Origin of the sequence: Iodidimonas nitroreducens, assembly GCA_000710935.1 — a bacterium.
Classification (GTDB): domain Bacteria; phylum Pseudomonadota; class Alphaproteobacteria; order Sphingomonadales; family Rhodothalassiaceae; genus Iodidimonas; species Iodidimonas nitroreducens.
This window is the reverse complement of the sequence record BAYV01000009.1, coordinates 79,712-94,218: the sequence shown is the minus strand read 5'-3', so window position 1 is coordinate 94,218 and position 14,507 is coordinate 79,712. Positions and strand designations below refer to the sequence as shown.

General features: G+C 55.2%; 12 protein-coding genes. 9 read left to right on the top strand and 3 right to left on the bottom strand.

Features of this window, described 5'->3' with window-relative positions; translation table 11 throughout:
* The first annotated feature begins 4 nt into the window (after positions 1 to 4).
* The 5 genes from AQ1_RS03710 (at position 5) to AQ1_RS03690 (ending at position 6,872) form a co-directional block, all read left to right on the top strand.
* Complete coding sequence (locus AQ1_RS03710; protein ID WP_150006795.1) at positions 5 to 673, top strand: hypothetical protein; 669 nt, start codon at positions 5 to 7, stop codon at positions 671 to 673.
* Positions 670 to 1,407, top strand: coding sequence for an OmpA/MotB family protein (locus AQ1_RS03705; protein WP_042084370.1), 738 nt, complete (start codon positions 670 to 672; stop codon positions 1,405 to 1,407). Before AQ1_RS03710 ends, AQ1_RS03705 begins: the two co-directional genes overlap by 4 nt.
* Entirely contained in the window at positions 1,397 to 4,315 is a 2,919-nt protein-coding gene (locus AQ1_RS03700) for a hypothetical protein (protein WP_042084368.1), read from the top strand. The genes AQ1_RS03705 and AQ1_RS03700 overlap by 11 nt, the downstream gene beginning before the upstream one ends.
* A gap of 180 nt (positions 4,316 to 4,495) precedes the next feature.
* A complete protein-coding gene (locus tag AQ1_RS03695; RefSeq protein ID WP_042084365.1) occupies positions 4,496 to 6,373 on the top strand; it encodes a DUF885 domain-containing protein in 1,878 nt (625 codons plus the stop codon).
* Between the two features lie 31 nt (positions 6,374 to 6,404).
* Entirely contained in the window at positions 6,405 to 6,872 is a 468-nt protein-coding gene (locus AQ1_RS03690) for a DNA polymerase III subunit chi (RefSeq protein WP_042084363.1), read from the top strand.
* Positions 6,873 to 6,904: 32 nt separating this feature from the next.
* Here the strand turns inward: AQ1_RS03690 and AQ1_RS03685 are convergent, their stop codons facing one another.
* Positions 6,905 to 8,794 (bottom strand): ABC-F family ATP-binding cassette domain-containing protein, encoded by a 1,890-nt coding sequence (locus AQ1_RS03685; RefSeq protein WP_042084359.1) that lies wholly within the window; start codon positions 8,792 to 8,794, stop codon positions 6,905 to 6,907.
* A gap of 118 nt (positions 8,795 to 8,912) precedes the next feature.
* Between AQ1_RS03685 and ndk the strand changes: the two genes are divergently transcribed.
* The gene (gene ndk, locus AQ1_RS03680) at positions 8,913 to 9,335 is read left to right on the top strand and encodes a nucleoside-diphosphate kinase (protein WP_042084356.1); all 423 of its coding nucleotides are present in this window, start codon (positions 8,913 to 8,915) and stop codon (positions 9,333 to 9,335) included.
* A 100-nt stretch (positions 9,336 to 9,435) separates the two neighbouring features.
* Here ndk and purN read toward each other — a convergent pair whose 3' ends face one another.
* Together purN and purM are read right to left on the bottom strand one after the other, a co-directional pair.
* Positions 9,436 to 10,095, bottom strand: coding sequence for a phosphoribosylglycinamide formyltransferase (gene purN, locus AQ1_RS03675; RefSeq protein ID WP_042084353.1), 660 nt, complete (start codon positions 10,093 to 10,095; stop codon positions 9,436 to 9,438).
* Positions 10,096 to 10,099: 4 nt separating this feature from the next.
* Complete coding sequence (purM, locus tag AQ1_RS03670) at positions 10,100 to 11,209, bottom strand: phosphoribosylformylglycinamidine cyclo-ligase (protein WP_042084598.1); 1,110 nt, start codon at positions 11,207 to 11,209, stop codon at positions 10,100 to 10,102.
* A 317-nt stretch (positions 11,210 to 11,526) separates the two neighbouring features.
* Here purM and AQ1_RS03665 point away from each other — a divergent pair, with 317 nt between their 5' ends.
* The 3 genes from AQ1_RS03665 to AQ1_RS03655 are packed head-to-tail and all read left to right on the top strand — an operon-like array spanning position 11,527 to position 14,499.
* Complete coding sequence (locus AQ1_RS03665) at positions 11,527 to 12,717, top strand: DUF2066 domain-containing protein (protein WP_161760406.1); 1,191 nt, start codon at positions 11,527 to 11,529, stop codon at positions 12,715 to 12,717.
* Entirely contained in the window at positions 12,714 to 13,841 is a 1,128-nt protein-coding gene (locus tag AQ1_RS03660) for an AI-2E family transporter (RefSeq protein ID WP_052370888.1), read from the top strand. The genes AQ1_RS03665 and AQ1_RS03660 overlap by 4 nt, the downstream gene beginning before the upstream one ends.
* A complete protein-coding gene (locus AQ1_RS03655; protein ID WP_042084346.1) occupies positions 13,816 to 14,499 on the top strand; it encodes an HdaA/DnaA family protein in 684 nt (227 codons plus the stop codon). Before AQ1_RS03660 ends, AQ1_RS03655 begins: the two co-directional genes overlap by 26 nt.
* Positions 14,500 to 14,507: the final 8 nt, after the last annotated feature.

The window sequence follows — 14,507 nt, the reverse complement described above, 5'->3', positions numbered from 1 at the left end:
GGCCATGTCGGCCTTTCATGAACATCACCAGCAGCGGGATGGGCGGGGCCGTTTCATTGATCCATCTATAGGGCTTTTTGTTTCGCTCTATCTTATTCTTCTGGCTTTTTTCATTGTTATGAATGTGATTTCAAATCGCGAAACGGCGCGCTCCGTTGCGGTGGTGCAAAGCCTTGAAGATGCCTTCGAGCGTCCATTCGGTCCCCCGGTGCGGCGTCCGGGTTTTCTGCCGCCTGATCGCTATGCTCAATCTGATAGTGAATTTTTTCGTCTTGCCGGTGCGCTGATTTCTGAAATGCCGGGGCCCGTGCGCTCTTATCCTGCCGAAGGCGGCAATATGCTGGTTTTTGAGCTGGATCCCCGGGCCATATTTTTCGCCCAAAGCGCTGAATTGAGCGAGCAGGCCACGCCCTTTTTCAAAAAAATATCAACGCTGATCAAAAGCGCTCCTTATGGTGAAAAGCGTGAAATCGCTTTCATCTTCGGGCAGGCCAAGGCGGAAGGGGATCTGGCCTATCGGCGCGCCAATGCCCTGGCCTTGAGCCTTGTGGGGGAGGGTATTCCACAATCGGCTTTGGCCATTGGCCTTGATAAAAAGGCCCTCGGTCGGCGTTTGAAAATCCATCTGCGGGCCAAACAGCCTGCCCTGGAGAGCGGCAGGGGTGATCCATGATCAGCCCCCCGCCGATCCTTGTCAGAAAATCACAAACATCAGCCTCATGGATGGTTAGCCTTGCGGATTTATTGGCTTTAATGCTGACATTTTTTGTTTTGCTCTTTTCCATGAATGCCGTGCAGCTTTCCGAATGGGAATCGGTTCTGGCGTCCTTTCGTAAGCAATTCAATCCCAATCAGGCGCAGATCGTGGAGTCCGATAAACCCGATGCGGATCAGCTTCGTCGCTATGTGCCCTGGGGGGTTGGGCTGGATTATTTAGCTGCTTTATTGACGCATCAATGGTCAGGTAGCCAAAAAGGCGGCGATGCTCAGCCCATGGCGCACATCACCCGCAGTGATGATCGGGTGCTCATCAGCCTGTCGTCGGATTTATCCTTTGAATTGGGGTCTACCCGGCTCAATTCAGCAGCTCAGGGGGCTTTGTCTGATCTGGCCCAGCAATTGCGAAGGATCGATAATCGGATCGTGATTTCCGGCCATACTGATCCAAGCCCCATGCGGGGGCAGATTTATGCCTCAAATTGGGAGCTTTCCCTGCGCCGCGCCCAAAGCGTTGCAGATTTTTTGACAGATAAGGGCTATCATTATCCCATGACGATCTATGGCTATGGTGCGGGCCAATTTGACGAACGCAGTGCCGATGGCAACAGATCAGAAAAAATGGCGCAGGCGCGTCGGGTCGAGATTGAAATTCTGGCATGGCAAAGGGAGCCGTCCGATGATGGCTAGGCTCTTTTTGGTCCTGCTGATCTGGGGCATCTGGTTCGCTCCTCATCAAGCCGTATTTGCTCAGGATGATACGGCGGCGATCTCCGTTCGCCGGGGCGAGCATCCCGCCTATAGCCGGGTGGTTTTTGATTTTTTGCAGGTTCCCCAATATCAGATCACCAAAGCGGGGGATCGGATCAGGCTTCAGTTTACCCAAAGCCATGTTTTTGATTTCAGTGTGCTGAGAAATGATCCTTTAGCCCATATCATGGCCATTGAGGCACGGGCTGATGATGATCAAAACGGGTCCGGAACGATCCTTGATATCATGGTCAATCCCCAAAGCAGCTTCAGGCATTTTCTAAGCGGGGCCAGCCTTGTTCTGGATGTTTTTCCTGCACAAAATGCCGAAGGGATCAGGGCTGAGGCCGCGGCTGAACCTGCCCCGCCGTCCCAAAATTCGCCACAAGAAATGCGGTCGGTAGCAGCAGAGCAGGGGGCAAGCAACTCATCCCCGCTCAGCTACCGCCCGGAGGCCTCATCTGATCTGTTGCCGCTCAGCCTTGTGAAAGATGCGGATGGTATCGAGCTTGCTTTTGGCTGGCAAAAGGGCACCACGGCGGCTGTTTTCCTGCGATCCGGCTGGCTTTGGACGATATTCGAGGATAGCCGTCGGGTTGATTTATCGGCCGTGGAGCGATCCGTAGCCGAGGGAAATTCCGGCCCCTTGCGCAGTGCCGAACAGATGGATGCCCAAGGCTTTACGGCCTTACGTTTCGATCTGGTGGGTTCTGTGGGCTTATCGGTGCGGCGCACGGGCCAAATCTGGCGGGTGCGCATCGTGAGCGGGGCATCGGCTCCTGCCCGGGAATTGACCCCTGTGCGTCAGGCGGGGGCGCAGGGAACGGTGATCTTCGTTGCCGCCGATGAGGTGGGTGGCCGCCTCAGCCTCGTTGATCCGGCGGTGGGGGATCGGCTTTCGGTTATCCCTTTGGGGGATGATGGTCGCGGCCTGGCGCAAGATCATCAATATGTGGATTTCCATCTTTTGCCTTCAGCTCAAGGGTTGGTCATTGATCCTGTGGCCGATGGGCTTCAGATCGTTCGTTTTGCCACCGGGGTCAGTATCGGCTCGCAAAGGGGCCTGGCGATTTCAGGTTCTGAATTAGCCGCCCGGATGGGTGCGGCCCGGGGCGGCACTGTGGTCTCGCGGATGATCGATCTTGAGGCTTGGCGACAAGGAGCCCATGAGGGCACAAAAGCCGATTATACGGCGCGCGAACAGCAGATGCTGGTGGATTTATCCCTGGCGGATGCGGCATCACGTAAATCGGTGCGCTGGGATCTTGCCCGTTTTTATGCCGGCCATGGGGCCTATCCCGAAGCTTATGCGATGCTTGCGCTTTTGGCGGATACCGATCCCGAAATCAAAAATACCCTACAGTGGAAGGCCGTTTCGGGGGTTGTTCTGTTGGGTCTCAATCGGCCTCTTGAGGCTTTGACGGCCCTGCTCGATCCAAAGCTGGATGCCGAATCCGATCTATGGCTGTGGCGGGCCCTGGCTGCCAATCATGCCGAGCGCCATGCCTTGGCCCTTGATTATTTTCGTCGAGGCACCGAGGCATTGGCCCTTCATGATCGGCCTTTTCTGGCAAAAATCCATCTCGCTATCGCCCAATCGGCTTTGGCGGAAAAAGCCTATGATCTGGCCAGCGGGCAGATCACCAGCCTGCAAAATATGGGGCTGAGCGGCAATCAGGCGCTGGCCGTTGATTATCTTTATGGCCAATTGGCGCAAAGCCGGGGGGATATTGCCACCGCCCGCGCCCGTTATCAGGATGCCGCCAGCGCCCGGGATCGCCATTTATCCACAAAAGCCCGCCTGCAATTGGCAAGGCTGGAATATGGCGAGGGCAATATCTCGATCAGCGAGGCGACGGCCCGGCTGGAAAGGCTCCGCTTTGCCTGGCGGGGCGACAGGCTGGAAATGGATGTTTTGGAAACGCTGGCCGATCTTTATCGCCAGCAAGAGCAATATCGTCAGGCGCTTTTAACCCTTCAACTTGCGGCTTCGGCTTTTGCCACCGATGCCCAATCCCGGGATCTGGCGGCACAGATGTCGGCTATTTTTTCCAGACTGTTTCTTGATGGCGCTGCCGATAAACTGCCGCCCTTGGAGGCCTTGGGGCTTTTTTATGATTTCAGCGAATTGACCCCCTTGGGCAGTTCCGGGGATCGGATGATCCGCCATTTGGTTGAGCGGTTGGTTTCCGTTGATCTGGTGGATCGTGCTGCCGAGCTTTTAGAACATCAGGTCAGCTATCGGCTGGAAGGATCGGCACAGGCTTTGGTTGCTGCACAATTGGGCAAGATTTATCTGCTGGATAGCCGCCCGGAAGAAACCCTGCGGATCATGCGCGCCACCCGCCAGCCTATCTTGCCTGATGATGTGCTAAAGCAGCGCACCCTTGTTTCGGCCCGGGCCTTGTCTGAATTAAAGCGCTATGAGGAAGCTTTGGTCCTGTTGGAAAACACATCAGGGCGCGAGGCGGATCAATTACGCGCCGATATTTACTGGGCGAGTCAGGATTGGCCTGCTTTGGCCGCTATATCGGATCGGCTGCTGGGCAATCGCTGGCGGAATGATGCGCCCCTGGCCTTGCCGGAACGGGAAATCCTCATCCGTCAGGCCTTGGCGCTCTCCTTTAATGATGCGCGGGAACGTTTGGCGCAATTGCGGTCCCGCTATCGCCCCCTGATCATGGAAGGGGATTATGCGGGGGTCTTTGATTTATTGACCAGCCCATCGGGAACCCCCGCCGGTGAATTGGGGCGGATTGCCGGTGAATTGGGCGGCGTTGATCAATTCCGCTCTTTCCTCTCAGCTTATCGGGCTGAATTCACCCCCACGGGCGGCACGGCTTTTTAATATTTCCAGCACTGGATCATTAAAGTCTATGGCTTGCTGTCAGCCGCGCCCGGGTCTAGGATCATCTCCATTAATCTTTGGAAAAGATGACCGCCTGCGGTGCTCTTTTCATCAAGGGCGTCAGAGCGTGCCAAATTCATAAAAATGATCGCACAGCAAGATCACTCAAGGGAGCGTAAGATGGTTCAAAAAAGCGCGTTATATCGGCTTATTCTGGGCGGGGCTTCGGCTTTGGCCTTATCGATTGCGGTCTCGGCCTGCGATAATGCAGGCAATCAGAATAACCAAACGAGCCAAAGCGAAAGCCCGGCCAGCGAACAGGTGCAAACCGAATCCCAACGGCTTTACAGCTTTTTTGAGCAGGCTTTTGAAGAAGACCTCGCCCGCTCACCCATGCGCCAGGCCTATTTGGGGCGGAAAACCGAAGATTATGGCAAATGGGATGATCTGTCGGATCAATTTGCCGATGAGACTTTGGCGATCAATCAACAGCGCCTTGAAACGCTGAAGGGCTTTGATGTGGATGCCCTTGATGCGCAGGCCAAATTATCGCATCGCCTGTTCAAGATCCTCACCCAAAGAGACATCGATGGCGAAAAATGGCGCCATTACAGCTATCCGATCAATCAGATGTTTGGTTGGCAGCAGCAAATTCCCAGCTTTTTGATCAATATTCACCGGGTTACACAGCCTTCGGATATCGAAGCTTATATTTCCCGGCTCGAAGGCGTTACGGGGCTGATGGATCAGATCCTTGCCAATGTCAAAAAAAGCGAGGAACTGGGCGTGGTACCGCCGCGTTTCGTTTATCCCCTCGTGATTGAAGCCTCGCGTAATGTGATCACCGGCGCTCCTTTTGATGAAAGCGGCGAGAACTCTGCTTTGTGGGATGATTTCAATGAAAAGCTCGCCTCCCTTGATTTGAGTGAGGATGAGGCCACTGCCTTGCGCGAGCAGGCCCGCGATGCCTTGCTGACATCGGTGCAGCCCGCCTATGAACGACTGATTACCGAATTGGAACGGCAAGAACAGATCGCCACCACCGATGATGGCGTGTGGAAGCTGCCCAATGGCGAAGCTTATTATAATGATCGCCTGCAAAATTACACGACCACCGATCTTAGTGCCGCCGAAATTCATCAGATCGGCCTGGATAATGTTGCCCGCATTCATGAAGAAATGCTGGGCATCATGAAGCAGGTGGGCTTTGAAGGCGATTTGCAGGATTTCTTTGAATTCATCCGAACCGATAATCGGTTTACCTATCCCAATACCGATGAAGGGCGGGCGCGCTATCTGAATGAGGCGAAGGCGCTGATCGATCAGATGCGCGAAAAACTGCCGGACTATTTCGGCATTCTGCCCAAAGCCGATATGGTGGTGAAGCGGGTTGAACCCTTCCGCGAAAAGGCGGCGGGCAAGGCTTTTTACCAGCAACCGGCGCTTGATGGCTCGCGGCCCGGCACCTATTACGCCAATCTATATGATATGACGGATATGCCCATCTATCAGATGGAAGCCTTGGCCTATCATGAAGGCATTCCCGGCCATCATATGCAGATTGCCATTTCGCAGGAGCTTGAGGGTGTGCCCATGTTCCAAAGGATGGCACGCTTTACGGCCTATACCGAAGGCTGGGGCCTTTATTCGGAATATCTGCCAAAAGAAATGGGCTTTTATGAAGATCCCTATTCCGATTTCGGGCGGCTGGCGATGGAATTATGGCGGGCAGCGCGGTTGGTGGTGGATACCGGTTTGCATGATAAAAAATGGACCCGAGAAGAGGCCATTGATTATCTGCGGACCAACACCCCCAACCCTGAGGGCGATCTTTCAAAAGCTATCGAACGCTATATCGTGATGCCGGGGCAGGCCACGGCCTATATGATCGGTAAGGAAAAGATCCTCTCCTTGCGTGAGGAAGCCCGTGAAGCCCTGGGCGATGCGTTTGATATTCGGGGCTATCATGATGAGGTTCTGAAAGACGGGCCGCTTCCCCTTGATATTCTTGAAGAAAAGATCAATGGCTGGGTCGAAGCCCGGAAAACTGCAGGCTGATGACGATCCGCCTTTCAAGATGTGATCACTGATGCTCGAAGAGATCCGTTTCTATCATCTTCAACGTCAGTCGCTGGAGGCCGCGTTTCCCAAATTGCTTGAAAAAGTAATGGGGCGCGGCCTGCGCTGCTTTGTGCGGGTGCCCGATCAGGATGTGCTCGATCGCCTTGATCGCGCCTTATGGGCCTATGATCCGGTATCCTTCCTGCCCCATGGCACAGCGGCCAGCCCCCATGCCGCTTTGCAGCCGGTTTATCTGGCGGCGGGGGATGAAGCCATTGCCGATCCCCCTAATGATCCTGATGTGCTGATCTTAATCAATGGCGGCGCGCTGCCCGATGATCCGCATCCTTATAAGCTGTGTCTTTATATGTTTGATGGCCATGATGATACCATCGTGCAAAGCGCACGCGCGGATTGGCTGCACTTTAAGGCCAAGGCGGAAAACCAGAGCTATTGGCAGCAAAAAGAGCAGGGCGGCTGGGAGCAGAAAGCCTGATCTGTCAGGCCCAATCTTTCAGGCTCGATCCTTCAAGCTTGTGCCTCTTCCAGCTTATCCTGGGCCGTCAGCCATTCATCTTCGGCCTTGGCGATCAGCTTTTCCAATCGGCCTTGTTCCTGCTGCAAATGCGCGGCTTTGGCGGGCCCATTGGGCTGGCTGCCATCATAAAGGGCGGGACTGTTCAGCGCCCGGGCAATGCGCTCTTTTTGCTCGTTCAGATAGGCCAGCTTTTGTTCCATATCGCTGACCGCCTGACGCAAAGGGGCCAATCGGGCACGTTTATCGGCAGAAGAGCGGCGGCCATTCTTGCGTTTATCGCTGGCGGCATCGCGTTCGCCGGATTCGCTGCGGGCTCCGCGTTCGCGCAAAAGCCTTTGGCGATAATCCTCGATATTGCCGTCAAAAACATTGATCCCGCCATTTTCCACGATCCACAGGCGATCGGCACAGGCTTCCACCAAACGACGATCATGGCTGATCAAAATCACTGCGCCTTCATAATCATTTAAAGCGCGGATCAGGGATTCGCGGCTATCGATATCCAGATGATTGGTTGGTTCATCCAAAATCATCACCTGAGGTGCGGCATGGGTCATCAAAGCAAAAAGCAGCCGGGCTTTCTCGCCACCCGATAAGGTTTCCACCCGCCTGTCGGCTTTATCGGCGGAAAAGCCAAAGCTGCCCAATCGCGTGCGCACCTTGGTTTCGGTGGCATCCGCCATCAATCGGGCCATATGATCGATGGGTGTTTCTTTTTCATGCAATTCATCAAGCTGATGCTGGGCGAAATAGCCCACCTTCAGGCTGCGCGGCATGGTCATCTTGCCGCCCATCGGCTTCAATCGTTTCGATAAAAGCTTGGCAAAGGTTGATTTGCCATTGCCGTTCGATCCCAAAAGGGCAATCCGATCATCGGGATCAATGCGCATATCAAGATGGCTCAGGACCGGCTCATTTTCATGATAGCCCACTGAAATCCCATCCAGCGTGATCAACGGCGGCGATAAAGGCGCGGGCTTCGGGAAGTTGAACGGCACGGTGTGTTCTTCGACCACCGCCGCGATGGGCTGCATTTTTTCCAGCATTTTCAAACGGCTTTGGGCCTGGCTCGCCTTATTGGCCTGAGCGCGAAATCGATCAACGAAGGATTGCAGATGACGCCTTTGGGCATCCTGCTTTGATTTCATCGAGGCCAGTTGCTCATTGCGCAAAAGCCGGGCCTGCTCGAAATCATCATAGCCACCGGCATAAGCCACCAGCTTGCCGCCTTCCAGATGGAGGATCGAGGTGATTGCCCGATTGAGCAAAGACCGATCATGGCTGACCACCACAACAGTATAGGGATAGGTGCGGAGGAAATTTTCCAGCCAGATCACCCCTTCGAGATCGAGATAATTGGTCGGCTCATCCAGCAGCAAAAGATCGGGCCGGGTGAACAAAGCCGCCGCCAGGGCAACCCGCATCCGCCAGCCCCCGGAATAGCTGTCAAGCGGGCGTTCCTGCGCTGCCTGATCAAAACCAAGCCCGGATAAGATGGCTGCTGCCCGTGCTGGCGCGGAATGGGCATCGATATCCGCCAAACGGGTATGGATTTCCGCGATCCGATTGGGATCGGTTGCGGTTTGGGCTTCGTCCTCCAAAGCCCGCATTTCCTTATGGGCATCGAGAACGGCGCTGATCAATGTGCGCGGGCCTGAGGGGGCTTCTTGGCCCACCAGCGTAAAAGAGGCACGGGGGCGGATCGAGATTGATCCGCTTTCGGGCATGAGGGCACCCGTGATCAATCCCAGAAGGGTTGATTTCCCAGTGCCATTCTGACCGATCAGGCCAAGCTTTTGACCAGCGGTGATGCGTGCCGTGGCGTGATCGAGCAAAAGCCGGTCGCCGATGCGGTAGGTGAGATCTTTGATATGTAACATGACGCTGTGCCTCTAACACGACCCGATGAAAAACGGTAGTCCTTGCAGTTCGCTTTCTCATCGCTTAAAAACCGCCGCGAAGCTTCATGCAAACCATATTTTGAGGGACAATCACCTTATGGCACTTCAGCGTACCTTTTCGATCATCAAACCCGATGCCACCCGCCGCAATCTGACCGGCCAGATCAATGCCGTTCTGGAAAATGCCGGGCTGCGGATCATTGCCCAAAAGCGCCTGCACCTCACCAAAGCGCAGGCCGAAGCCTTTTATGCCGTGCATAAAGAACGTCCGTTTTACAATGATCTGGTCGCCTTCATGACCTCTGGCCCTGTGGTTGTTCAGGTTTTGGAAGGCGAAGATGCCGTTGCCAAAAATCGTGACGTGATGGGGGCCACCAATCCTAAGGAAGCTGCCGAAGGCACCATCCGCAAAAGCTTTGCTGAAAATATCGAAGCCAATTCCGTGCATGGCTCAGACAGTGCAGAAAATGCCGCGATTGAAATCGCCTTTTTCTTTGCCGGAATTGAAATCGTCGGCTGAAGATGTGCTGATATGGCCGCATTTCTGGCCATTATTTGAATGACAATGATGGCGCGGGGGGTTCTCGCGCCATTTTCATGAGAAAGGGGCCTTTGTAATTTCAGGCGTCGTCAGGCGTCGGGCTGATCAGGCCTTTTTTGGGGAATTTCAAGCCCTTGCTGGCGGTTTTATTGCCCCGGGGGCGGATGTTTCCGCTGGCGATCAAACGCACCGATTCAACATAAATCTTGTGCTCATAAGCCAGAACCCGCCGGGCAAGTTTTTGGGGGGTGTCATGATCATCAATGGGCACAACAGCCTGCATGATGATCGGCCCTTCATCCATTTGCGGCCTGACATAATGCACCGTGCAGCCGGTGAAGCGCACGCCATCTTCCAGAACCCGTTCATGGGTTTTCAGGCCGCGATAAGATGGCAGCAGGGATGGATGGATATTGATCATGCGATCATGCCAGCGCTTTACGAAATCCTTATCCAGAAGGCGCATGAACCCGGCGAGACAGACAAGCTCCACACCATGATCGCGAAGCGCCTGATCGAGATCTCGCTCAAATTCTGCCCGGCTTGGATAGGCCTTATGATCAATAACTATGGTTTTGATCCCGGCAGCGCGGGCTGTTTCAAGACCACCGGCCGAGGCGACATTGGACAGGACCAAAGCGATTTCTGCGGGATAATCCCTCCCTGCACAGGCATCGATCAGGGCTTTCATATTCGAGCCCCGACCGGAGATTAAAATGCCAAGCTGCATCCGGGCCATGAGCTTAGGCTTCATCGGTGATATGATCAAAGCCCTGCTGTGCGCCCCAGGCCCCCGGCTTGCCGCGCAGCCTGCAGAGCGCCTTGCCGGGTTTTTCTTCAACCATGCCGATGGGCATCGCACTTTCGCCCGCCGCATCAAGGGCAGCGATGACCTGTTCTGCCCGATCAGGATCAACAAACAGCACCATCCCCAGGCCGCAATTAAAGGTGCGCCCCAATTCATAGGGGGTGATGCGCCCGGCTTCCTGCAGCCAGCGAAAAACAGGGGGCAGGGCCCAGCGATCCACATCGATGGTAGCGCACAGATCCTCCGGTAAACAACGGGGGACATTTTCCAGCAATCCGCCGCCCGTAATATGGGCCATGCCCTTAATTTGGCCTGACCGCAAAAGCGGCAAACAGCTTTTGATATAAAGGCGGGTAGGGGTGAGCAGAGCCTCGCCTAATGTTGTTTGGCCATCAAAGGGCGCGGGCTGATCATAAGCCAGATCAAAATCCGCCACCAGCTTGCGCACCAATGAAAAGCCATTGGAATGAACGCCCGATGAGGCCAGCCCGATGATCGCATCGCCGGGTTTGATCGTGGCGCCGTTGATGATCTGATCCCGTTCCACGGCGCCCACCACAAAACCAGCCAGATCATAATCGCCATGGGCATACATGCCGGGCATTTCCGCCGTTTCGCCGCCAATCAGGGCGCAGCCGGCTTCAATACAGCCCCGCGCGATCCCTTCGATCACTTCGGTAGCGATCTTCGGGTCCAGCCGACCGGTGGCAAAATAATCAAGAAAGAACAAAGGTTCGGCCCCTTGCACCAGAATATCATTGGCGCACATCGCCACCAGATCGATCCCCACATTTTGATGCAGGCCGGTATCGAGGGCGATGCGCAATTTGGTGCCAACCCCATCGGTGCCGGAAATCAGGATAGGATCATGATAGCCCGCCGCTTTCAGATCGAACAAAGCCCCAAAGCCGCCCAAACCGGCATCGGCCCCAATCCTGCGGGTGGAGGCCGCAGCAGGCTTGATGGCGGAAACCAGCGCATTGCCCGCCGCAATATCAACACCGGCTGTGGCATAATCATAAGAGGGGGGGAGGGGGTCGCTCACGGGTTTTAAACCTTTCTGCTTGCCATCCAAAGGCTGTGCAACATGGGGCGAAAGGGCTATTGAGAGCAAGCCCCTTTAGCCAAAATCTGAACAGATTTCATGATCATGAAGATGACGTCTTGTTGCTATAAGGGATTTATGCTGACCCCATCCACAGTCATGACCCTGAGATCGTCGGTTTTATCTGTTTCATGGCTTTGCCTGCGGGCATTGGGGCGCTAAGGTGGTGCGAACCAAAGGAGAACGAAGATATGCGGCTGGGCCTTTCTGCAGTGATGATGATCCCAGTGCTTTTTGCCCCAGTGCTTTTTGCCCTCATGGTATTCGGCATAGGTGGGCCGGCACAGGCGCAAATGCAGGTGCAGGCGGATCGGGATGCTTCGGCACGCTTGTTTAGTGTGTATGGCATCGATGTTGATGTAGAGGCCGCCAATGCCACCGAAGCCCGCAGGCAGGCTTTGGCCAATGCGCAGGAACGGGCCTGGCAATCGCTGATCGAAAAGCTGGTGGCGGATGAAAGCCTTGGCAATCTGCCCCCGGCCAGCCCGCCTTTATTGCAAAGCCTTGTGCGGTCGGTGGATATTCGCGAGGAAAAATTCTCATCGCGCCGTTATATGGCCGTGCTTGATGTGTTGTTTTCGCCCGATGCGGTGCGCGATATCTTTGCCCGTACCGATGTTGCCTATACAGAATCACTGGGCGGGCCTTATCTTTTGGTGCCGGTGCTTTATGATCGCGGTGTGCGGATGGTATTTGGGGATCATCCATGGCAACAGGCGCTGGCCGGGGCGGATCTGCAAAACCGCTTGATCGCTTATCGCTTTGCCCCGGATCGGATTTCATCGCGGGCTGTTTTGTCCGATGATCTGCTGACCAATCCCGATCCATCCAAGCTTGCCAAGGCGGCGCGATTTTTCGCCGTGCCGCGAATCGTGATTGCCACGGCAAGGCTGGTGCCCAATTATCGGACCGGCCAACCCGATTTGCATTATGATCTGGTGGTTGGTCCCTTGGATGATGAAGGGGAAAGCCGCATGAGCCATGCTGAGGGCAGTTTATCGGCTTTTATGGAAGATTTTGATCCAGCAGAAGCGGCGACGTCAGAAACCGAAGCCGGGACCGAGGCTTTTGTACTCAAACGGGCGGCTAATCTTATCCTGCGTCGATCCGATGCTTTATGGAAAGAACAGACCCTTTTAGCCGCGACCGGCGATCAATCGGTCGTCAGCGTCATGGCGCCGGTCGATCATGCCGAGGCTTGGCTGTCGATCCGGCAAAAGCTTGAAAGCGTGGGGATCGTGCGCTCATTTGAAATGACCGAAATCGGGTTGCCGCTTTCGCGTTTTGCCATCAGCTATGTGGGGACGATCGATCAATTAAGGCTGGCTTTAGCCCAGGCCCGGCTTCAACTGTTGAACAGCGACCAGGGGCTGGTGCTCATAACCGATACAGCCGATGAAGGGCGAGAGATGCGAGCACCGCAATCGGAAGGAGGGTCATCCAGATGAGCGACGCCGGGAAAGCGGATGAACAAGGCTTGAACCCGCGCCTGATGTCGCGTTTGATCCCATGGGGTTTGTTGCTCATAGCCCTTTTATTTGCCTATCTCACCCGGGGTATTTTGCTACCGTTCCTTGCCGGTTTCGCGCTGGCTTATCTGCTCGATCCCTTGGCTGATCGATTGGAAGCATATCATATCGACCGGGGGCTGGCGGCGGGTTTGATCATCTTTTTGTGCTTCATCATCAGCTTGTGTGTGCTTTTTGGCTTATGGCCATTGTTGCAGGCGCAGCTTGTGGGTCTGGTACGGGCTGTTCCGGGGGTTATTGCCGATCTGCGGATTTGGACATCTTCCATGATGCTTAATATGGAAACCGAATTTGGCACCGAAATCGGTCAGCAGGCTCAGGATGTTCTGGAATCGATGGTCCAACAAGGCTTTGCCATGGCGCATCAGATGATCATGGGGGTGTTCACCGGCGGGCTGGCTTTGTTCAATATTCTGGCATTGGTGCTGATTTCCCCGATGGTGGCTTTTTATATCCTGCGTGATTTCGATAAAATCATCAGCCGGGCCAATGCCTTGCTCCCTGCCCACCAAGCACCCTTTGTGCGCAGAACCATGATCGAGATCGATCAGGTGCTTTCAGGCTTTGTGCGTGGTCAGCTCAGTGTGATGCTGGCCATGGCGGTGTTATATTGTCTTGGCTGGTCAGTGATGGGGCTTGATTATGCTCTGATTTTGGGGATGCTGGCGGGGATTTTGGGGTTCATTCCCTTTTTCGGTACAGCCTTTGCGCTGGCCGTTGCCCTGTTTGTGGGCTTTGGCCAATGGGGGCTTGATTATGCCAATCTGGGGCTGGTCGTTCTGGTTTGGGTGTTTGTGCAGATTTTGGAAGGGGCCGTTCTCACCCCGCGTTTATTGGGCCGCCATGTGTGCCTGCATCCGGTTTGGGTGATCTTTGCCGTTTTTGCCGGGGGCGAGGTTGCAGGCTTTGTGGGGGTGCTGATCGCAGTGCCCGCAGCGGCGGTGATTGCCGTTCTCGTGCGCTCCTCGCTCGCCCATTATCGTTTGGAAACCCAACAAACCCCAGCCATCAAAGGGCATGATGATGTATCAACTGCCCCTTGATCTGCCCCACCGGCAAAGCTTTCGTGGCGAGGATTTTTTTATCGCGCCGTCGAATGCTGCGGCTGTAGCGATGATCGATCACTGGCCGGATTGGTCATCCCATGCCCTGGCCGTGATCGGTCCGCCGGCATCGGGCAAATCGCATCTGGCCGCGGTTTGGCAGCAAAAATCGGGGGCGGATCGGGTGGCCCCTGAAAATATCGGGGCGCGCAGCCGCCTGATGATCAAGCCCCATCCTGCGGTGATTGTGGAAGATGCCGATAAGGCGCTGGCCGAAGGGCGGCTTGATCCAGTGGATTTTTTCCATCTTTATAATTGGATACGTGAACGACAGGGTCATTTGCTCATATCAGGGCGCCTGCCGCCTGCACGCTGGGGGGTTCGGCTCAATGATCTGCGGTCGCGTTTGATCGCCACCCCGGTGGCGGCGATTGAAGCCCCCGATGATGCTTTGCTCGCGGCCTTGATGGTGAAAAGGCTCAATGATCGCCAGTTGCGCACCGATCCCAAAGTGCTGGATTATGTGCTCCCCCGGATCGAACGCTCTTTTGATGGGGTGGAACAGATCGTGGCGGCCCTTGATAAAGCGTCTTTGTCGCAGAAAAAGCCGCTGACCTTGCCTTTGGCCCGGGCAGTTCTGGCCGCCGCCGGTTTGTAATCACCGGG

Bases quoted from the DNA above. Each gene is read 5' to 3' on its own strand.
- AQ1_RS03655 (WP_042084346.1), top strand. From the start codon at position 13,816: ATGATGATGTATCAACTGCCCCTTGATCTGCCCCACCGGCAAAGCTTT.
- AQ1_RS03660 (WP_052370888.1), top strand. From the start codon at position 12,714: ATGAGCGACGCCGGGAAAGCGGATGAACAAGGCTTGAACCCGCGCCTG.
- AQ1_RS03695 (WP_042084365.1), top strand. From the start codon at position 4,496: ATGGTTCAAAAAAGCGCGTTATATCGGCTTATTCTGGGCGGGGCTTCG.
- AQ1_RS03705 (WP_042084370.1), top strand. From the start codon at position 670: ATGATCAGCCCCCCGCCGATCCTTGTCAGAAAATCACAAACATCAGCC.
- ndk (WP_042084356.1), top strand. From the start codon at position 8,913: ATGGCACTTCAGCGTACCTTTTCGATCATCAAACCCGATGCCACCCGC.
- AQ1_RS03710 (WP_150006795.1), top strand. From the start codon at position 5: ATGTCGGCCTTTCATGAACATCACCAGCAGCGGGATGGGCGGGGCCGT.
- AQ1_RS03665 (WP_161760406.1), top strand. From the start codon at position 11,527: ATGGTATTCGGCATAGGTGGGCCGGCACAGGCGCAAATGCAGGTGCAG.
- AQ1_RS03690 (WP_042084363.1), top strand. From the start codon at position 6,405: ATGCTCGAAGAGATCCGTTTCTATCATCTTCAACGTCAGTCGCTGGAG.
- AQ1_RS03685 (WP_042084359.1), bottom strand. From the start codon at position 8,794: ATGTTACATATCAAAGATCTCACCTACCGCATCGGCGACCGGCTTTTG.
- AQ1_RS03700 (WP_042084368.1), top strand. From the start codon at position 1,397: ATGATGGCTAGGCTCTTTTTGGTCCTGCTGATCTGGGGCATCTGGTTC.
- purN (WP_042084353.1), bottom strand. From the start codon at position 10,095: ATGGCCCGGATGCAGCTTGGCATTTTAATCTCCGGTCGGGGCTCGAAT.